Source organism: Burkholderia arboris (assembly GCF_902499125.1).
Classification (GTDB): domain Bacteria; phylum Pseudomonadota; class Gammaproteobacteria; order Burkholderiales; family Burkholderiaceae; genus Burkholderia; species Burkholderia arboris.
Genome location: NZ_CABVPX010000031.1, coordinates 48,967 through 68,420, shown reverse-complemented (window position 1 = coordinate 68,420; position 19,454 = coordinate 48,967). Strand labels below are relative to the sequence as shown.

The 19,454-nt window shown below is 68.8% G+C and carries 17 protein-coding genes; 3 read left to right on the top strand and 14 right to left on the bottom strand.

The genetic code is table 11. The annotated features are described in order from the left end of the window. Positions 1-106 precede the first annotated feature (106 nt). From BLA15945_RS29545 to BLA15945_RS29535, 3 genes are read right to left on the bottom strand one after another with little or no spacing between them, the layout of a single operon-like run. Positions 107-1,882, bottom strand: coding sequence for a right-handed parallel beta-helix repeat-containing protein (locus tag BLA15945_RS29545; RefSeq protein WP_174994068.1), 1,776 nt, complete (start codon positions 1,880-1,882; stop codon positions 107-109). Between the two features lie 2 nt (positions 1,883-1,884). Further along, positions 1,885-3,012, bottom strand: coding sequence for a 2-dehydro-3-deoxygalactonokinase (locus tag BLA15945_RS29540; protein ID WP_174994067.1), 1,128 nt, complete (start codon positions 3,010-3,012; stop codon positions 1,885-1,887). A 49-nt stretch (positions 3,013-3,061) separates the two neighbouring features. Next, positions 3,062-4,183 carry a porin gene (locus BLA15945_RS29535; RefSeq protein ID WP_174994066.1) on the bottom strand — a complete coding sequence of 374 codons (1,122 nt, stop codon included), beginning with the start codon at positions 4,181-4,183 and terminating at the stop codon, positions 3,062-3,064. A 319-nt stretch (positions 4,184-4,502) separates the two neighbouring features. Here BLA15945_RS29535 and BLA15945_RS29530 point away from each other — a divergent pair, with 319 nt between their 5' ends. Beyond that, positions 4,503-5,498 (top strand): LacI family DNA-binding transcriptional regulator, encoded by a 996-nt coding sequence (locus BLA15945_RS29530; RefSeq protein WP_063805298.1) that lies wholly within the window; start codon positions 4,503-4,505, stop codon positions 5,496-5,498. Between the two features lie 20 nt (positions 5,499-5,518). Here the strand turns inward: BLA15945_RS29530 and BLA15945_RS29525 are convergent, their stop codons facing one another. The 7 genes from BLA15945_RS29525 to BLA15945_RS29495 form a co-directional block, all read right to left on the bottom strand. Next, positions 5,519-6,424 carry an SMP-30/gluconolactonase/LRE family protein gene (locus BLA15945_RS29525; RefSeq protein ID WP_174994065.1) on the bottom strand — a complete coding sequence of 302 codons (906 nt, stop codon included), beginning with the start codon at positions 6,422-6,424 and terminating at the stop codon, positions 5,519-5,521. Between the two features lie 71 nt (positions 6,425-6,495). Next, positions 6,496-7,575 carry an ABC transporter ATP-binding protein gene (locus tag BLA15945_RS29520; protein WP_174994064.1) on the bottom strand — a complete coding sequence of 360 codons (1,080 nt, stop codon included), beginning with the start codon at positions 7,573-7,575 and terminating at the stop codon, positions 6,496-6,498. 31 nt (positions 7,576-7,606) lie between these two features. Further along, positions 7,607-8,752, bottom strand: coding sequence for a galactonate dehydratase (gene dgoD / locus BLA15945_RS29515; RefSeq protein WP_059242122.1), 1,146 nt, complete (start codon positions 8,750-8,752; stop codon positions 7,607-7,609). Next, the gene (locus BLA15945_RS29510) at positions 8,749-9,534 is read right to left on the bottom strand and encodes an SDR family NAD(P)-dependent oxidoreductase (RefSeq protein WP_174994063.1); all 786 of its coding nucleotides are present in this window, start codon (positions 9,532-9,534) and stop codon (positions 8,749-8,751) included. Before BLA15945_RS29510 ends, dgoD begins: the two co-directional genes overlap by 4 nt. Before the next feature lie 4 nt (positions 9,535-9,538). Then, entirely contained in the window at positions 9,539-10,441 is a 903-nt protein-coding gene (locus BLA15945_RS29505) for a carbohydrate ABC transporter permease (protein WP_174994062.1), read from the bottom strand. Then, positions 10,438-11,307, bottom strand: a complete 870-nt coding sequence (locus BLA15945_RS29500; protein WP_174994061.1) for a carbohydrate ABC transporter permease — start codon at positions 11,305-11,307, stop codon at positions 10,438-10,440. Before BLA15945_RS29500 ends, BLA15945_RS29505 begins: the two co-directional genes overlap by 4 nt. A gap of 70 nt (positions 11,308-11,377) precedes the next feature. Continuing rightward, positions 11,378-12,613, bottom strand: coding sequence for an ABC transporter substrate-binding protein (locus BLA15945_RS29495; RefSeq protein ID WP_174994060.1), 1,236 nt, complete (start codon positions 12,611-12,613; stop codon positions 11,378-11,380). A 343-nt stretch (positions 12,614-12,956) separates the two neighbouring features. Between BLA15945_RS29495 and BLA15945_RS29490 the strand changes: the two genes are divergently transcribed. Then, a complete protein-coding gene (locus tag BLA15945_RS29490; protein ID WP_059242132.1) occupies positions 12,957-13,718 on the top strand; it encodes a 2-keto-4-pentenoate hydratase in 762 nt (253 codons plus the stop codon). A gap of 4 nt (positions 13,719-13,722) precedes the next feature. On the opposite strand, the gene BLA15945_RS29485 is transcribed toward BLA15945_RS29490, so the two are convergent. Then, the gene (locus BLA15945_RS29485) at positions 13,723-14,640 is read right to left on the bottom strand and encodes a DMT family transporter (protein WP_174994059.1); all 918 of its coding nucleotides are present in this window, start codon (positions 14,638-14,640) and stop codon (positions 13,723-13,725) included. 290 nt (positions 14,641-14,930) lie between these two features. Here BLA15945_RS29485 and BLA15945_RS29480 point away from each other — a divergent pair, with 290 nt between their 5' ends. Further along, positions 14,931-16,343 carry a hypothetical protein gene (locus BLA15945_RS29480; RefSeq protein WP_059242136.1) on the top strand — a complete coding sequence of 471 codons (1,413 nt, stop codon included), beginning with the start codon at positions 14,931-14,933 and terminating at the stop codon, positions 16,341-16,343. Positions 16,344-16,385: 42 nt separating this feature from the next. Here the strand turns inward: BLA15945_RS29480 and BLA15945_RS29475 are convergent, their stop codons facing one another. From BLA15945_RS29475 to BLA15945_RS29465, 3 genes are all read right to left on the bottom strand, one after another. Next, positions 16,386-17,438 (bottom strand): AraC family transcriptional regulator, encoded by a 1,053-nt coding sequence (locus BLA15945_RS29475; RefSeq protein WP_059242137.1) that lies wholly within the window; start codon positions 17,436-17,438, stop codon positions 16,386-16,388. A gap of 148 nt (positions 17,439-17,586) precedes the next feature. Next, a complete protein-coding gene (locus BLA15945_RS29470) occupies positions 17,587-17,913 on the bottom strand; it encodes a hypothetical protein (RefSeq protein WP_059242140.1) in 327 nt (108 codons plus the stop codon). Positions 17,914-17,945: 32 nt separating this feature from the next. Further along, positions 17,946-19,451, bottom strand: a complete 1,506-nt coding sequence (locus tag BLA15945_RS29465; protein ID WP_174994058.1) for a hypothetical protein — start codon at positions 19,449-19,451, stop codon at positions 17,946-17,948. Positions 19,452-19,454: the final 3 nt, after the last annotated feature.

Sequence of the window (19,454 nt, the reverse complement as noted above, 5' to 3'; positions counted from 1 at the left end):
GGGCCCGGATGTTGACGACGATCAAGCCGGCGGGCGTCCGGCCCGCGACCGGACGACGCACGCGCCGGGCACCGGGCGCCACGCATCGACGCCCGCGCCCGGCCCGTCATCGCGCGTGCGGCGCGCGGTACTTGTGCCGGTCGAACCCGCTGTCGCGCAACCAGGCACCGGCGACCGCGTCCACGTCCTGTCCGGCGAACGGCAGCACCGTGTCGGGCTGCGCACCGTGGCGATAGTTCGGCCCGGTGAACTCGGAATCCGCCGCATAACCGAAGTACGCGTTGCCGCTCCACACGATGTTCGCGTAGCTGCCTTGCGCATTCTTCGTCCGGTAGATCGCGCCGCTATCCGAAGCGTTGTAGAAGCGGTTGCCCGTCACCTGGAACGCGTTCGCATAGCTGAGGTTCTCGACGATCGGCGTCACCAGCCCCGGCGTACGCGTGATCACGACGTTGTCGCGCACGACGGAATCGGCCGATCCCGCCGCCGAGATGATCCGCCGCTTGTCGTTCAGGCTCAGGTTGTTTTCGACGATTGCCCCCGTCTCCTGCGCCGTGTGGCCCAGGCCGTCGGAACCGCATCCGCAGAACAGCATCAGCCCGCCGTCGTTGTCGTGGCTGAAGTTCGCAGCCACGCGCGTGTTGCGCGTGCCGAGATCCGCGTCGAACGCCATCCCGTCGCCGGCTTCGATGTTGTTCTGCAACCGCACGCCGTTGACTTCGTTGTACTGGAACAGCGCATCGTCGGTGTTGATCGCCCACGCGCCGGCGCTGTTGCCCGGTGCGCGCATCCAGATGTCGTACAGGTGGTTCGCCTCGACCTTCGGCGCGGTTGCCGTGCGCACGATGATGCCGTCGCCGCCGACGTTGTGGATCAGGTTGTTGCGCAGCACGACGCGCGTCATCGGGAAGTAGTCCGACGCCGCCTGCGTGGCCGGATTCGTCAGGTAGGCCGGATTGCCCTTGTACGGCGGATAGTCGCCGCACGGCGCACCGCCTTCGCGGCACATCCACGCGGAGCGCGTCGACAGTGCGACCGCATCGACGGCGTAGATTTCGCTGTTCTCGACCGCGATGTCGTCGAAGTTGGTCGGCTTCTCCTTCGTGCCGACGACTTCGTTGTCGCGCGTCACCTCGAACAGCATCCCGCCGGTCGTCTTGTACGAGCCGACCGTATTGCCGGCGACATCCTTCAGATAGCCGCGAACGTGATGCACGTACACGTCGTCGACATGGTAGTGGCTGCCCGTGCCGTAATCCTCGAGCCGCACGTACAGCCCGAGGCGGCCGCCGACGGTCGTCGCATCGTTGGTCAGTTCCAGCGAACGGATCTCCCAGTACTGCGTGTTGTACAGATAGATCGCCGCGCGGTTCACGGTCGGGTTGTCCGTCTTGCACAGCGAGTAATAGCCGCTGAATCCGTTGGGCGTCTTGTGCTGCTCGGTGATCGACTGGTCGGGGTCGGCCGTCGTATCCGCACAGCCGGCCGCGATGACGGGGCGCGATGCCTTCGGGTCGCCGTATGCATCGACGACGATCGGTGCGCCGGCCGCGCCGGTACTGCCCGGCGCGGGCGTAAAGCTGCCGTTGCAGGTGGTGCCGCGCTTGAAGCGCACGTGCGTGCCGGGTGCGAGTACGATCCGGTTCAGCGTCGCGAGATCGCGGATCGGATTGGCCGGGGTGCCGAGCGTCGCGGGCGATCCCGTTCCATTCGCGCCGAGCGAACAGTCGACGTGCAGCGTGCCGGGCGTCGCGCCGCCGGCCTGCCCGGCCACGGACGCGGCGGCAAGCTGCTGCCCCGCCACGCCGTCCGCCGATTCTCCACCGCCGCATGCGGCCAGCGCGCCGATCAGCGGCGCTGCGACAATCTTCCAGTGTTTCAAAGTCAGTCTCCCGAAATATTGCATTCGTGATCCGGCACCGGGTCGACCGCCGGTCGCTCCGCATGCCGTCCGCCCATTCCGGCAGCCGGTTCGTCCAGACGAACCGGCGCCCCCTCGCTTGCCGCGGGCAACAGCCCTGCCCGCTCGGCCAGCACCCACAAACCGGCCGCCGCCGCGCCGTCGATCGTGTCCACCGGCGGCCAGCCGAACAACGACGCCGCGTGCCGGTAACGCGAGCACAACGCGGCATCGCCAATCAGCATCGGTCGCGGCGCGCCGGCGCCTGCTTCGGCGCCCGGCCCGTCGCCTTCCGCGGCAAGCCCCGCAAGCTCATGCCCGATCAGCACGCCGGACAGGTAGTCGCGCTGCTCGTCGGCCGCCAGTTCGCCGGCCAGCAGCCGCGCGCGGCTGCCGAAGATCGTCGCGAGCAGCCCCGTCGCATGGCCGGCCTGCGCCGCGTGCACGCCGCGCTCGAATGCATCGCGCGCGAACGCGGCCGGCGGCCGCATCGTGCGGCCGAGCAGGCTGTGCGTGCACAGCAGCGCGTACAGCTCGCCGGTCATGAACGTGCGGAAGCGCTCGATGCGCGAGCCGCGCACGGCAACCCATTTCGAATGCGTGCCCGGCAACCCGATCCACCGGGCAGGCGCCGAGTCGTGCGCCGCGCCGCCCGCATGCAGCGCGCCGACGATCTGCGTCTCCTCGCCGCGCATCACGTTCGCGAGTTCGCCGCGCTGGATCAGCCCCGGCACGATGTGCACGATCGCGCCGCGCCGCGCGTGTACCGGCTGCAGCGACGCGCCGAGCCGCACCGCATCGATCGGCACGTCCGCGTACGGCGCCTCGCGCCAGCCCTGCGCACTGCCGACCATGCCGGCCGCGACGACCGGCAAGTCCGGCCACGCATCGAGCCACGCGCCGCAGACGCTCTCGAACGCGTCATCGCAAGCGTCGGCGATCGCAACGCCCGCGCCGCCGATCTGCATCACGCCTTTCGGCGCGGCGCGTTCGTCGAGCACGGTGCGCGCGTCCGCCATCAGGTACGCGCGCAGCGACGTGGTGCCCCAGTCGAGTGCGATCAGGCGTGGCAACGGCGATTGCCCGCTGGCACGTGGTGTTGCATCTTGCATAGGATTCCTCTGTTTGACGGTTGCGGCTCGCTGCATGATTCGGCCTGGATCAGAAGAGCGTCTCGATCCCCGCATAGATGCCCGTCTGTCCGTGCCCCGGCATCGGCGACGCACCCAGCCCGTTACCGTTGCCGAGCCCCGGCGACTGCGGGTTCACGCCCAGGTTCGCGTTCGCGCTGTTGAACACGTGCGCGGCCGTCGCATACAGGAACGTGCGCTTGGACAGGTCGTACATCGTGCCGAGCCCGATGATCGCCGAGCGCCCCTCGCCGCTGTGGTCGGCGGTCCACTGGCCCGCGTCGATCTTCATCGAGTAGACGGCGCCCTGCAGATGCAGGAACGGCGTCGCGTCGTACGTCAGGCCGCCCCAGTAGTAGTTCGCGGTACGCGACAGGCCGGCCGGCGTATCGGGCGCGCTGTAGCGCGTATAGCCGAGTTGCACCAGCGCCGGGCCGAAGCGCTCGCGCACGCCGATGAACGCTTCCTGCGACGCGGTGAACAGGTTGTCCTCGCGGCCGTACTGGTTGCGGATCTCGTTCCAGATGGCGCGCACTTCGAAGTCGCCGTGCGTATAGGCCACCGTCGCGCCGTCGGACAGGCCCGTCGCGCCGACATTGTTCGGCGAGCCGCGCAGCCAGCCGTTCGAGCTGTTGCCGAGGTTCGCCTGCAGCGCGAACGAGAAGCCGCCGAACTTCGGCGATTCGTAGCGGATCCCGTTCGACAGCTTCGGGCCATTGCGGTACGACGTCAGCGATTCGACCGAGTAGTTCTCCTCGAGCAGCGGATCGTACGACCAGATATAGCTGTTGATGAACGAGCCCTGCCCGAGCCTCAGGAAACCGTAACGCTCGTTCTTCAACCCGATCCACGCGCCGCGCTGGAACAGCACGCCGCCGCCGTAGTTGCCGTTCGCCGCATTGATCGACGACTCGAGCCAGAATACCGCCTGGTTGCCGCCGCCGAGATCCTCCTTGCCGGTGATGCCGAGGATGCTCGTCCCCCAGTCGTTGCCTTCCGAGAAGCGCGAACCGGTCGAATGCGGGCCGTTCTGCACGCCGCTCAGGTACTGCACGTCGCCGCCGACGCGCCCCCACACCGTGACGCTCGACTGAGCCTGCGCCACCGCCGGCACCGCCAGGGCCAGCGCCGCGATCCACCCGTACTGTCGCATCAAGATCTCCTCCTGCTTTTCGTTGACGTTTCGTCTGATTTGGGAAAACGCTTTCCCTCAACAGCAAAAAAATTTCGCGGCGGTTGTCGTGTGTCGTTTTCCGCTACGTTTCGAACGGAAGGCACGCGTGCTATGCTCGCGAAATGGGAAAGCGTTTTCATTGTCGGCGCGCGATTGCGCTTTTTCAAGAAAATTCTGGCCCCCCAAGGGATACTACCGAGTCCGGTCGCGCGGCACGCATGCGATGCCGCCGCACGGCCGCCGCCGCCGGCGCGCATGCTATGCTCGCCGGCAAAATGCACTGACACTCACTTTCACCGTGGCCAAGATCAACGAAGTCGCCGCCGCTGCCGGCGTCTCCATCGGAACCGTCTCGAAGTTCATCAACAAGACGAAGCGCTTCTCGCCGGACGTCGAGCGCCGCATCGCCGAGGCGATCGAGCAGCTCGGCTACGAGTCGAACCCGCTCGCGCGCTCGATGGCCACCGGCCAGACGGGTGCGGTCGGCGTCGTGATCCAGGACATTCTCAACCCGTACTTCACCGCGATGGTCAAGGGCGTGAACCGGATCGCGCAGCGCAACGATTTCGTCGTCCTGATCGTCGATGCCGACGAGAACCGCAAGGGCGAACGGCCGGCGCTGACGAAGCTGAGCCGGCGCGTCGACGGGCTGATCCTGAACACCAGCATGCCCGACGACGACCTGCGCTGGACCGCGAGCCTCGGCAAGCCGGTCGTCGCGGTCGGCTCCGCGCCGCGCGACGGCCTGCTCACGCTGTACTCCGATCCGGTCCGCGCGGGCGAGATGCTCGGGCAACACCTGTTGATGGAGAAATACCAGCGCTTTGCGTATATCAGCCTGCCGAACGCGCGCGGCGACGACGAGCGCCGCGCCGGCGCCGAGCAGGTGCTCGCGCGTGCCGGCCTGCCGCTGCGCACCTTCAGCGTGCCGCGCGCGACGGTGGCCGACGGCGAGCGCGTGTGCGCGTCGGTGATGCTGTCGGCCGAGCCGCCCGACGCGGTGATCTGCTACAACGACATGATCGCGGCCGGCTTCATCAAGGAAGCCGAACGGCTCGGCATCTCGATCCCGCACGACGTCGCCGTGTGCGGCTTCGACAACCTCGAACTCGGCAAGCTCACGTCGCCCACGCTGACGTCGATCGACACCGAAACCGAGCGCGCGGGCGAGGTCGCGATGACGACGCTGCTCGACGCACTGGCCGGCAAGTCGCCCGATCCGCATACGATGCTCGATGCGCGGCTGGTCGTGCGCGAATCGACGGTGCGGCCGCGCGACGCGCGGCGCCGCTGACCGCCCGGCCGTTTGCCCGTTCAACGCGGCGTGGCCGCGACCGCGTCACCGAGCCATGCGTGCGCAACACGATGCTGTTCGAGCCCGGCGACACCCGGGCGTGTCTCGAACAGGCTGCCCGCGAGCGGCCCGCGCAACAGCCCGTCCGCGCTCACGTTGACCGACGCCGACGTGACGAACAGCGTCGCACGATCGGCGCCGCCGAACGCAACGCTGGTCGGCCGCTGCACCGGCATCTCGACAACCCTGTCGAGCGCGCCGTCGGGCGCATAGCGATGCAGCCGCCAGCCGTCCCAGACCGCCGACCACACGCCGCCTTGCGCATCGACCGCGAGCCCGTCCGGCACGCCGCGCGCGTCGTCGAACGTCGCGAACGGCCGCGCATTCGACAACTGCCCCGCAGCGACGTCGAAGTCGTACGCGAAGATCGTGCGGCGGCCGGAATCCGTCACGTACATCGTTGCGCCGTCCGGGCTCCAGCCCATTCCGTTCGCACAGGCGAAACCCGCGACCGCGACACGCGACGCACGCGCATGCTCGAAGCAATGCAGATCGCCGGGTCCGTCGCCGTCGTCGGCCATCGTGCCGACCCAGAAGCGGCCGCGCGCATCGACCGCGCCGTCGTTGTAGCGCAGCGACGGCCGCGCGTGCGCGGCGTCGGCCAGCCGTTCGAGCGTGCCGTGCGCGGGATCGAACAGGTGCAGGCCGCTCTTCAGCGCGACGAGCAGCCGCCCGTCGTCGACGCTTGCGACGCAGCCGGCCAGCTCCGGCAGCAGCCAGAAGCCCGTCTGCCCGTGGCCGGGCGTGTAGCGGTAGAGCGCGGTGCGCTTGATGTCGATCCAGTAGAGCGACGCCGAGCGTTCGCACCAGAGCGGGCCCTCACCCAGGATCGCGTTCGCGCCCTGTACCAGTTTTACTGTCGTCATCGAAATTCTGTTTTTGTGCATGCGTTCGGCCGCCCGCCGGTGCGGCGGGCGGAACCTGCCGGGAGCCGGCCTTACAGCGCGCGGCCCGCGTCGTCGAAGAAGTGCGCGTGCCGCATGTCGACGCGCACACCGACCGGCTGCCCCGACGCGACCGCATACGCGTCGCGGTTCTGCCGCACCGACAGCGGCCGGTCGTGGCCCGCGAGTTCGACATAGACGATCGTCGCGTCGCCCAGATGCTCGGCGTGCGTGACGCGGCCGTCGAGCCCCGTGCCGGGCGCGCCGACCGTGAGGTTCTCCGGCCGGATCCCGAGCTGCAGCGAACCCGACGGCCACGTGCGCGACGCGTCCTGCGTCGCGGCGAGCGAGCCACCCGGCACGTCGAAGCGCGGCGCATCGGCACCGCCCCGCGCGCGGCACGGCAGAAAGTTCATCGACGGCGAGCCGAGGAACGATGCGACGAAATGGTTCGCCGGCTGCTCGTACAGCGACAGCGGCGAGCCGACCTGCTCGATGCGCCCGCCGTTGAACACCGCGATCCGGTCGCCGAGCGTCATCGCCTCGACCTGGTCGTGCGTCACGTAGATCATCGTGCTGCCGAGCTCGCGATGCAGCCGCGCGAGTTCGAGCCGCATCCCGCCGCGCAGCGCCGCGTCGAGGTTCGACAGCGGTTCGTCGAACAGGAACACGCCCGGCTTGCGCACGATCGCGCGGCCGATCGCGACGCGCTGCCGCTGGCCGCCCGACAGCGCCTTCGGCTTGCGGTCGAGCAGCGCGGACAGCCGAAGCGCTTCGGCCGCCTGCCCGACGCGCGTGCGCGTCTCGGCCGCGTCGACCCCCGCGAGCTTCAGCCCGAACGCCATGTTCTCGAACACCGTCATGTGCGGATACAGCGCGTAGTTCTGGAACACCATCGCGAGCCCGCGCTTCGCGGCCGGCACGTCGTTGACGCGGCGGCCGTCGATCAGCAGGTCGCCCGACGTGATCTCCTCGAGCCCCGCGAGCATCCGCAACATCGTCGACTTGCCGCAGCCCGACGGGCCGACGAACACCATGAATTCGCCGTCCTCGATGTCGAGGCTGACGTCCTTGATCACATCCGCGCCGTCGTCGTAACGCTTGCGGATCTGCTTGAGCGACACACTTGCCATGATTGCGTTTCTCCTCGTCCGTTCGTGCCGCTTACCATTCGGCGACCGAGCCATCCTCGCGGCGCCACACCGGGTTGCGCCAGCGGTGCCCGGTCGCGGCGGCTGCCCTCACCTTCTCCTCGTCGATCTCGACGCCGAGCCCCGGCGCATCCGGACGCGCCACGTAGCCCGCGTCGAACGCGAACGGGATGCCGCGCGTGTACGCATACATCGCGTTGTCGTCGTGATAGGCCACATTGGTCGACTGCTCCTGGATGAACGCGTTCGGCGTGCAGAAATCGATCTGCAGCGACGCCGCGAGCGTCAGCGGGCCGAGCGGGCAATGCGGTGCGACCGCGACGTCGTACGCTTCGGCCATCGCCGCGATCTTGCGCAGCTCCCAGATACCGCCCGTATGACTCACGTCGGGCTGCACGATATCGACGACACCTTCCTGCAGCAGCGCCTTGAACTGCCAGCGCGTGAACAGCCGCTCGCCCGTCGCGAGCGGCACCGCGCAGTCGCGCGCGACTTCGCGCAGCGCGTCGTTGTGCTCGGGCAGCAGCAATTCCTCGTAGAACATCGGATCGAACGGCGCGAGCGCTTTCGCGAGCGCCTTCGCAACCGGGCGGCGCACGCGGCCGTGGAAGTCGATGCCGAGCCCCACTTCCTTGCCGATCGCGTCGCGTACCGTGCCGAAGCGTGCGACCGCGCGGTCGATCGCCGCCGGCGATTCGATCCAGTCGGTCGCGTTGACGACCCCCATCTTCAGCGCGGTATAGCCGGCCTCGACGAGCTGCCGCGCGTTCGCGGCCATCTCTTCGGGGGTGTCGCCCTTCACGTGCGCATAGACCCGCGCCTTGTCGCGCACGGGGCCGCCGAGCAGGTCGTAGACGGGCACGCCGAGCGCGCGCGCCTTGATGTCCCACAGCGCCTGCTCGATGCCCGAGATCGCGCTCGTCAGGATCGGGCCGCCGCGATAGAAGCCGCCGCGGTACATGACCTGGAACAGGTCCTCGATGTGGCGCGGATCGCGGCCGATCAGGTAGTCGGCGAGTTCGTGCACGGCCGCCGCGGTCGTGGCCGCGCGCCCTTCGACGATCGGCTCGCCCCAGCCGGCCAGCCCTTCGTCGGTGCTGACCTTGACGAACTGCCAGCGCGGCGCGACCGCGAATGTTTCGATTTCGGTGATCTTCATGTGGAGGAACGGGTCCGGTTGAACAGCAGTGCCGACATGCCGTTGTCGGCGACGAGATCGGCGCCGGCGATGCCGGTCGCCGCGTCCGACAGCAGGAACGCGGCGATCCGGCCGATATCGGCCGGCTCGTTGATGCGCTGCGCGGGATGCAGCGCGCGATACGCGTCGAGCAGCGCGGGATCGCGCTCGAGCGCCGCGCCGATCGGCGCGTTCAGCGTGAAGCCGGGGCTCAGCGTGTTGACGCGGATGCGCTGCGGCGCGAGGCTCGTCGCCATCGCGCGCGACATCGCGACGATGCCGCCCTTGGTCGCCGCGTACATCTCGAAGCCCGGCACGCTCGCGCCCGCATGGTTCGACGCGATGTTGACGATCGCGCCGCCGCCGGCGCGAGCGATGCGCGGCGCCGCGAGCTGCGCGCACTGGAACATCGAGCGCAGGTTGGTGCGGTACAGGCGGTCGCAGTCGTCGAGCGAGAACGCATCGAACGGGCCGTGCAGCGTAACGCCCGCGTTGTTCACGAGCCCGTCGAGCCGGCCATGATGCGCGTCGACGCGCCCGAACAGCGCGACGACGCTCGCCGGATCCGCGACGTCGGTTTCGACGAACAGCGCGTCGCGGCCGCCGAGCCGTTCGCGCACCGCATCGGCGCGCGCGACGTTCTTCTCCGCGACGACGACCTGCGCGCCGCATTGCGCGAGCACTTCGACGATGCCGAGACCGATGCCGTCGCCGCCGCCGGTGACGACGATCACGCGGCCGTCGAGCGATTCGAATGGATTCATGATTTCACCCCTTGACCGCGCCGGCCGTGATGCCCGCGACGATCCTGCGCTGAAGAATGAAGAACAGCACGAGCAGCGGCAGCGTGCCCATCACCGCCGCCGGGAACAGCTTGGTCGGGTCGATGTCGTTGGTGCCGATGAAGCGGAACACCGCGACCGTGATCGTGAACTTCGACGAGTCGGTCAGGAACAGCAGCGGATAGACGAGGTCGTTCCACACCGACAACGTGACGAACATCGCGAGCGTGCCGGTGATCGGCCGCAGCAGCGGCAGCACGATGTACCAGTACACCTGCAGCGGGCTGCAGCCGTCCATCACCGCCGCTTCTTCCAGTTCGAGCGGAATGCGCTTCAGGAAGCTCGTGTAGAAGAACACGCCGAGCGGCAGGCTCTGCACGGTGTACGCGAGCACGACGCCGAGATACGTATTGAGCAGGTGCAGGTCGCGGAACAGCACGTACAGCGGCGTCAGGCTGACGAACATCGGGATCGTCAGGCCGAGCGTCAGCACGATGTAGACCGCGGTCGACAACCGGCCCTTCACGCGGGCCAGCGGATAGGCCGCGAGCGACGACAGCAGCGCGACGAGGAACGTGACCGCGAGCGTGATGCCGATCGTGTTCGCGACGCTGCGCCAGTAGTTCATCTCGGTGAACACGGCCACGTAGTTGCCGAAGAACACGTGATCGGGCAGCCCGAGCGGGCGCGCGATGATGTCGTCGCCGGTGCGCAGCGACATCAGCACCATGTAGATCGTCGGCAGCAGCACGATCGCGACGATCGCGATGGCGGCCACCAGCCGCGCGAAGCCCGGCACGCGGCGCAGCAGCGTGCCCGCGCGCAGCCCGCCGCCCGACGTGCCGGCGGACGGATGGTCCGCATGAAAGCGTTGGCGGATGACGTTCACAGGTTGTCCTCCCGGCGGCGCAGGATCGTGTTCTGGGTGGTCGCGACCACCACGACGATCGAGAGCATGATCATCGACAACGCGCTCGCGAAGCCGAACTTGTAGTCGTTGAACAGGCTGTGGAAAATTTGCAGCCCGAGCGTGGTCGTCGCGCCGTCGGGCCCGCCGTTGGTCAGCACGAGCGGCAGTTCGAAGGTCTTCAGCGTGCCGATCGTGCTCAGCGTGATGTTCACGGTGAAGGCCGGCGCGAGCAGCGGCAAGTCGATGCGCGTGAAGCGCACCCACGCGTTCGCGCCGTCGAGCTTCGCCGCGTCGTGCAGTTCCGACGGAATGTTCAGGTAGCCGGCCAGGAAGATCGCCGTCGAATAGCCGACGTACATCCACACGTGCACGGCCGTGACGGCCGGCAGCGTGACCGACGGATCGCCGAGCCATACCTGCTGCAACGCGTCCAGATGCACGAGATGCAGCAGCTCGTTGATGCCGCCGCCGAGGGGCGAGTACAGGTACTCCCACACGAACCCGGCGATCACCGCCGAGAACATGCTCGGCACGAGCAGCCCGACCCGCAGCGCGCCTCGCAGCCGCGGCAGCGAGAACAGCAGCGCCGCGAACAGCAACCCGAGCCCGTTCTGCACGATCACGACGATCGCCGCATACGCGAACGTGACGACGAGCGTATGCAGGCTCGCCGGATCGCGAAACGCGGCCGCGTAGTTCGCGAGCCCGATCCAGTGCGCATCGCCTACGCCGGAAAAATCCGTCAGGCTCATCCGCGCGGCCTTGAACAACGGATACAGGCTCAGCAGCGCGTACAGCGCGAGCGCCGGCACGGCGCACCACAGCAAGGTCCGGTTGCGCTTCATCGTGCGCCTCCTTCGTCGAACCGCGCCGCGCACCCTCGCGCGGCACGGGAAATGTCAGCAGTCAGGCAGCTCATCGCGCGGCCGCATCCCAACGGGCGAGCAGTTTCGCCGGGTCCTGCCCGATGTCGAGGAAATACGCGGACATCGAATTCCAGATCGCCGTGAACAGCGCGCCGGTCCACACGCCCTTCGGATACAGCACGACGTGCCCGTTCTTCTGCGCGGCCGCGTACGGCTGCGCCTGCGGCGGCATCGCGTCGGTGCCGCCCTCGAATGGGCTGAACCCGGCTTCCGCGTCGAGGAACTGGCGGTCGTTGTCGGGGCGCGCCCAGAACGCGAGCCACTTCTTCGCGGCATCGGCCTGGTGCGACGCCGCATTGATCGCCCACGCGGTGCCGAGCATGTCGAGCGCGACCGGCCCGTTGCCGGACACGAGCGCCGGCAGCGGCGCGAACTGGAACGACAGCCCCTTCGTCGCACTGAACTTCGCGATATTCCACGCGCCCTGCGGCATCATCGCGACGCGGCCGGCCTGGAATTCGGTCAGCCCCGTGCTCCACGCGCTCACGCCATTGTTCAGGCGCGGCACGAAGCACTTCGCGTCCGCGAGCACCTTCAGCGCAGCCATCGATTGCTTGAACGCCGGATCGGCCGCGAAGCGCGCGCTGCCCGCACCGACGAACGACTCGGCGCGCGCATCCGCGTCGCCGCCGCCGGCCGCGAGCCCGGACGCGATCACGAGCGCCGCGGGCGCCCAGCCTTCCTTCGCGGGCAGCAGCATCGGCGTGATGCCGGCCGCCGCGAGCTTCCCGCACGCGGCTTTCAACTGGTCGACGTCGGTCGGCACCGTCGCGATGCCCGCGCGCTTGAGCAGGTCGAGGTTCGCGAACAAGCCGATGCCGACCAGTTCCATCGGCAGCATGTAGGTCTTCCCGCCGATCTGCGTATGGGTGCGCACGCCGCGCCAGATCGTCGGCACCCACTTCTCGCCGCTCAGATCCAGCAACTGGTGCGCGCCCTGCCACTGCCGCATCAGCTCGCGGTCGACCATCAGCACGTCGGGCCCGTTGCCGCCCTGCAGCCGCGACGCCACGACCGTCGTCGTGTCGTTGCGCGACATGTATTCGAACTTGACCTTGATGTCGGGGTTTTCCTTCTCGAACTTTGCGATCAGCGCCGCCATGTTGGCGGGCTCGGCGCCGCCGCCCTTCCAGCCCGTCACGTCGAGCGTGACCGGCGCGGCGCACACCTGCGCCGCCAGCACTGAAAGGACTGCGAAAGTTACCGCTCGAAGCCTGTTGAACATCTGCTGTCTCCACGTTGTTGTTGAATCGTTGCGTACGGCCAGTGGCGTGCGGCGGCCGGCTGTGCGGCATGCAGCCGCGATCCGTCGCGCAGGGCGCCCGCGTTTCCCGTCGTCCGATTCATTTGGGAAAGCGCTTTCCCTATTGTGTCGCACAACCTGCCCGGCGTGCAAGCACCGGCATGAAACGATCGGCTAGGGGATATCCCGAGGGCCTGCGCGACGGCCGCGAGCCGTCCCTATGCGCCCGGATCGAGCGGCCATCGTGCCGAAGGCGCTATCATCGACGATGCGACTTTCGTCCGGCCCCTTTTTGCCGGCCCCACTTTCAACTCGCTCAACCGACATGACAACGACTACCGAACGCGTGGACGGCGCCGCCCAGCATCTCGTCGCCGCCCGCCATGCCGGCTCGCCCGGCCCGCTGTTGCCTGATGCGCTGCGCCCCGAGGACGTCGACACCGCGCTCGCGATCCAGCAACGCGTGGCCGACCTGCTCGGCGAACCCGTCGGCGGATGGAAATGCGCGCTGCCGCCGCCCGACCGCGTGATCCTCGCGCCGATCTTCGCGTCGACGATCCGCGAAGCGGATGCGCCGTACCGCGTCGTCGGCGGGCCGATCGTACGGATCGAACCGGAAATCGCGTTCGTGCTCGATCGCGACCTGCCCGCCCGCGAGCGGCCGTATGAGGAAAGCGACGTGCGCGCCGCGATCCGCGAAGTGCGCGTCGTGCTCGAGGTGCTCGGCTGCCGCTATGCGGAACCGGCGCGCGCGTCGAAGTTCGAGCTGCTGGCCGACGGGCAATTCAACCAGGGGCTGTGCGTCGGCCCCGTCGTGCCCGACGGGCTGAACGTGCCGCTCGCCACCTTGGCGCTGTCGTTCGAAGGCGCGCTGAACCGCACGATCGACGGCCGCCATCCGGACGGCGATCCGCTGAAGCCGCTCGTGTGGCTCGTCAATTTCCTCGCGTCGCGCGGCGATGCGGTGCGCGCCGGGCAGATCGTGACGACGGGTTCGTACGCGGGCGCGATCGACGTGCCGCTCGGCGATGCGCTGACGGTCCGCTTCGGCGAGCTCGGCAGCCTGTCGGTGACGTTGACGGCGTGATCGGTCAGGTGCGTGGCTGCCCGGCGTTTCGTGACGGCAGCGTCATCGCCGCCACGCCCGCGACCACGCATCCGAGTCCCAGCCAGGCCGACATCGACAGCGACTCGCCGAGCAGCGCCATGCTGATGCCGACGCCGATCGGCACGCGCAGATAGGCCTGCGCGGTCGTGCCGACCGAACCGAGCGTCTGCACGAGCCGGAAGTAGATGACGAACGCCAGCGCCGTCGAGAAGATCGCGAGCGCGGCCAGCGCCAGCAGCGCTTGCGGCGACGGATGAAGCGTCCACGGCCGGTCGACGACGAGGCTCGCGGGCACCAGCACGAGCGCGCCGACGACGAGCGAGCCCGCGGCCGGTGCGGCCGGCGACAGCCCCTTGAACGAGCGTCCGTAGATCGCGGCGCCCGCGTAGCAGACGGTCGCCGCGACGATCGCCAGTTGCGGCACGAGTTGCCGCCCCAGTCCGTCGAGCACGCTGACGCCGACCACCATCGCAATGCCCACCAGCCCCGCAACGACGCCGAACAGTTTGCGCGGCGTCAGGGGTTCGTGGCGCGTGATCAGCCAGGTGCCGAGGAACGCGAGCACCGGGGAAGCGGAATTGAGGATCGTCGCGAGACCGGCTTCGACCGAACGCTCGGCCCACGCGATCAGCGTAAACGGCACGACGCTGTTCAGCAGCGCCTGCACGAAGAAACGCCGCCAGACCGTCGGATCGCGCGGCATCGGAATCCGCCGGACACGCATCCACATCAGCAGCACCGCGCCTGCGATCAAGGTGCGCGCGGCGATCAGCGTCAGCGGCGGGATCGTCTCGACGCCGATCCGGATGAATGTGTAGGACGCGCCCCATAACGTCGAAAGCGTCAGGAGCAGCAGCAGGTCCGCGACGGCGGGCGGGCTGCGGGTCAGGGCTGGCTGCATGTCGGGTAACTCGGATTCGCGGGACGGGACGGGGCTGGCCGGGTCGGCATCGCCCCGTTCGCGTCAGGCCGCACGTGCGGATTATGGCGGCGGCGGCCAGCGGATGCTTCAGCCTCGCGCGAAATGTGGGTTGCCGGCATCGACGACGCACGCTTCGTCCGCCCGTCACCCCATGACGCGGATGCGACACGACACCGTGCACCTTCGATCCGCCGTGATAACGTTGCACATCGTCGCGCGTTCCGGCCCTGACGCCGCACACGCGCATCGCCTTCACGCCCAGACCCGCCATGTCGCTGACACCGCTTCCCGCCCTGCTCGACGAAACCCTGCACGCCGTCGTGCGCCGTTACCGGCTGCCGCCGCTCGACGGCGCGTCGTCGCTGACCGATGCGACGAACCCGGCCACCGCCCTGGCGATCGTGATCGAGGCGGCGCGCAGGATGCGGGCAGACGGCCACGCTCCCGGCGCAGCATTGCGGCAACGCTTCATCGATGCACTCGCGCAGATGATCCGCGACGCAATGGATCCGGCATCCGGCGATCCGTCGTTTCAGGCCTCGGTGCTGCGTCACGATGCGCCGAGCGTACGCGAATACGCGTCGCTGTCCGCGCACGCCGAGCAGGACCGGCGCGCGCTCCACTCGGCCGTCAATGCGATCGCGCACCCGGCCAAGCTCGAGCGCAGCGCACTGGCCTGGCAACGCGACGGCCTCGCAAGGCTGCATGCGGCCGCGACTGCAGCGTCGTGGGCCGGTCTGCATGCCGCGCTGGCGCAACTGCTCGCGCTGCCCGACATGGCAACCGACGCCGCTTTCGAGCAGGACATCGTCAAGCTGAAGGACAGCCCCGCGCTCGAACGCATGCTGCGTCTCGATGCACTGGCATCGGACGAAGATGTGCGCCGATACCGCGCGCTGTGGGTCCGCCAGGGGCCGCTCGAAGGCAGCACGGTCGCCGTTGCGCAGGGCGCCGCTTCCCAGCAGCGCGGTGCTGCCGTCGAAGCGCTGGCGGCACAGGCGCTCGATGCGCTCGCACGCAGGCTCGACGCGGTGGACGAGCAGCGGACCTACCGCGTGGTCACGTCGATGCGCGTGCCTTCGTCAATACCGGGCCGGCACGACCGCGCAAAAACCGAATGGGACGCGATCCTGCTCGAACGCGCGCGCGGCACCGATCCCGCGTCCGCATGGAACGTCCGCTTCCTCGTCGAAGCGAAGGCGTCCGCGGATGCCGCGACGACCGATTTGCCGCGGCTGCTGCGCGGCCTGAACCTGCTCGCGCAGGCCGACCCCGGCACAGTCTATGCGTTCGAGACGCACCAGGGCACGGTGCGCGTGCAGGGCGCATCGCTGCGCGCACTGGCGACCGACGAAGCGTCGCTGCAACGGGACGTGCTCTATTGCTGCGATGCCTCCGCGGACGCGACGCCGCGCCTGCTGGGCGCCGCAAGCCGGATGCAGCTGCTGTCGGCGCAGGCGAGCCTCGAATACGCGAGCGCGCTCGCGCAGCAGCGGGATGCCGATCCGGACGGCCTCGGCGTCGTGTGGCACGCACTGCTGACCCTGCCGCAATGGCATGCCGTGCTGCATCAATACCCGTCGCTGCGGCAGGTCCGCGAACTGATGGTGGCGATCGACGACCTGCGGGCCGCGATCGACGACACGGACGAAGGCGGCATCGCAAGCAGCGTGTGCGCGTGATGCTCGCGCACGCCCGCCGCGCGACGCACACGCCCGGCCCGCTCAGTTGGTGAGCACGCCGAACGGCAGCGTCCACCCGGTCAGCCTGCCGCCGTCGCCCCATCGCGCGTCGGCCGCATCGACCGGCAGCAAGACCGGCGCGGCCGCACACTCGAGCGTCTCCTTCGGCGTATGGCCGAATTCCGCCTTGAACAGCCGGTGGAAATACTTCTCGTCGGGGAAGCCATGCGCCCACGCAATCTCCGCGATGCGCTGATGCCGGCGCTGCGGATCGCCGAGCACGTGGTACGCGTGGCGCAGCCGCCGGCGCGTGATCTGCCGCATCACGCCGCCCTCCTCCTTGAACAACTGATAGAGCCGCGCCCGCGACACGCCGATGTCGCGGCAGATCCGCTCGGGCGAGAGGTCCGGCTCCAGCAGGTGCACGTCGATGTAGCGGCGCACCCGGTCGACCAGCGCATGATCGATCGGGCCGCGCGCATCGTTCAACGCCTGCGCGGCAGGTGAAACGGCCGCGGCCAGCAACAGCAGCATCGACTGGACGATGCTCGGCACCTCGTGCATGCGCAGGTTCGACAGGTTCCGGAACAGCGACAGCATCTGGTCGGCGACGAGGCGCCCCACCCCGCTCGTCAGCGTCTGGCCGTGCGCGTGCGCCGCGTGGCTCGGCAGCAGATATCTGGGCACGACCAGGCTGATCACGTCGCCGGCCTCGACCTGGCAGTCGTTGATCTGCGCGACGTCGTAGACGAACAGGTCGCCGGCGCCCTTGATCAGCTCGGGCCCGCCGGTATGGCACGCGAGCCGCCCGCCGAGCAGCAGCGTGAAACGGATCGAATCCTGCCCGTCGAGACGGATTCGCCGCGGGGTGCGGTGCACCGTATAGGTCGGCGCGCGCGAGCGCCAGTGCCTGCCTGACAGGATCAGCGGGCCGAGTGCCGCGCCGCTCGCTTCCGCGTCGAACGGGCCGAGCCCGCCGTCGTCATCGAGCCGGTAGTCGCACAGCATGTCCTTGACCCAGACATGGAACCGGTCCGGCTCGGGGTAGTCGATCGTGCGAAACTTGAAAACAGGGACGAATGCTGCTTGATCCATGACAGTTTTTTTATCGAACCGGCGGGAAAGGGTGCATCGGTTCGTCGATTATCGGACCAAATTGCGCCGGCGCAAGGCCGGCGCAGTACATCGTCCACCCAAACGGTCGACCGGCGCCCGGCGGCGGGCGTCGTCGTCATCGCAGCCATCAGCGTTGCGGATGGCATTCCCAGTTGTTGTACGTCGGCCGATCGATCGGCGTGAGCCCCGGAATCATGAACACCGTACAGCCGAAACGCCGCCCCTTGCCGGTCGTCGCGTCGTAACTCACCTTCTGGCCGCCCAGTCCGTCCTTTTTCCCGTACTGCACGTTGGCGATCGTGATCTCGTCGGACGACGCGAGCCCGAGCGTCTTCGCGGTCGACGTCTGCACGTCGATCATGTTCATCTGCGTCGTGCCGCACGCGGACAACACGAGGGCCGCGACCAGGGCGCCCAGCGCGGTCCGGACGGTGCAATGCAAGCTTCCTTTCATGCTTTCTCCCTCAATTTCCCGGCGCGAACCGGTTACGATCCCGGCGTATAGAAACTGGCCTGCACCTGGCTGCCGACGCTCGGGACATACGACAGCCAGGCAAGCGCCATCGCCCCCGTCGCGTTCACGGCCAGCGCCGGCCACGACGCGCTCTGGGCCGCCACCGTCGACGCGCTCCACGCACCCTTCCGGTAGCTGGCCGCGATGACCGCCGACGCGCCCGGCAGGCCCGTGTCCTGCCATGCCGCCGTCACGTTGCCTCCCGCATCGACCACGAGCGGCGGATACTGGCCAGCCGCACCGTTCAGGTGCTCCGTCAGCCGCTGCAGCGGCCCCCAGTTCCCGCTGGTATCGGCGACGCTCACCTGCAGGGCCGCGCCGCCTTCCGCCCACATCGCGGCGGCCACGCCGTTGTCGTTGACGGCCAGCATCGGCGTCGCGATGAAACCCGTCGGCTCGACGATCGCCGGCGAAACGGGCTGCGCGGGCTGCCACCCGGTTCCGGACACATATCGTTGCGACATCGTGGCGGTGTAGATCTTCCCGCCCGTCACGTCGATTTCCCCCCAAAGCAGCGTGATGTTGCCCTTCGCGTCCATGCCTGCCACCGGCGAGATGATCGTCGTGAACAGGCTCGTGTTCGACACGGCCTGATTGACGTTGGTCCAGCCGTTGGCCGCGTCGTACGTGGCGGTCCACAGCGCCGAGTGCGTATGGTTGGTCTGCCGCCATGCGAGCACGGCACGGCCCGACGACAGGACCGAGATCATCGGCCTCACGTTGTCGGTGTCGCCGGTCACCGCCCCCGGCCCGCTCTGCACCGGCATCTGGATCACCGCCGGCGACGACCACTGTCCGGCCTGCGTGTAGCGCGACCACGCGATGCGCGTATCGAGCAGGCTGATCGACTGCGTCCACGCGACGAGCGCGTTGCCCTGGCTGTCGATCCCGGCCGAATAGGTCGAACCCGTCACGTCCGGCACCAGTTCGAATGCCGCGCCCCAGCCGCCGGCCGGGCTGTACGGCCGCGCCCACAATGCGTACGTGTTGGGGCCCGGCATCCATTCGGTCCAGAACGCGACGGCCTGCCCGCTCGCGTTGCCGACCAGTTGCGGCGGACTCGAGCTCGTCGTGTTCATCGAATGCGAGCCGTCGCCGGTGTCGAGCCGCGTCGCGCTGCCCCAGCCCGAACCCGCGACATAGTGCGCGCCCCACATCTCGTTGCCGTTCGCGCCGGCCGGGCCATTGGTCATCCAGGTGGCGAGCGCGTTGCCGCTTGCGTCGATCGTCACGCTGGGATCGCCCTCCGGCCCCTTGCCGTCCACCGCAGCGGCCGTCGACCAGCCGGCCTGCGGCTGCGTGGACCCGCCGCCCGTCGGGCCGCCGCTCGAGCCGCCACCGGGCGAGGTCGGGCCGGAAGGCGAGCCGGGATTGTTCGGCGTCGACAACGACGCGCCGTCGTTCGTCGCGACGTCGTCGCCGCCGCATGCGGTCAGCGCGAGCGCGGCTGCCATGACCATCCATGTAATGGGTTTCATCGG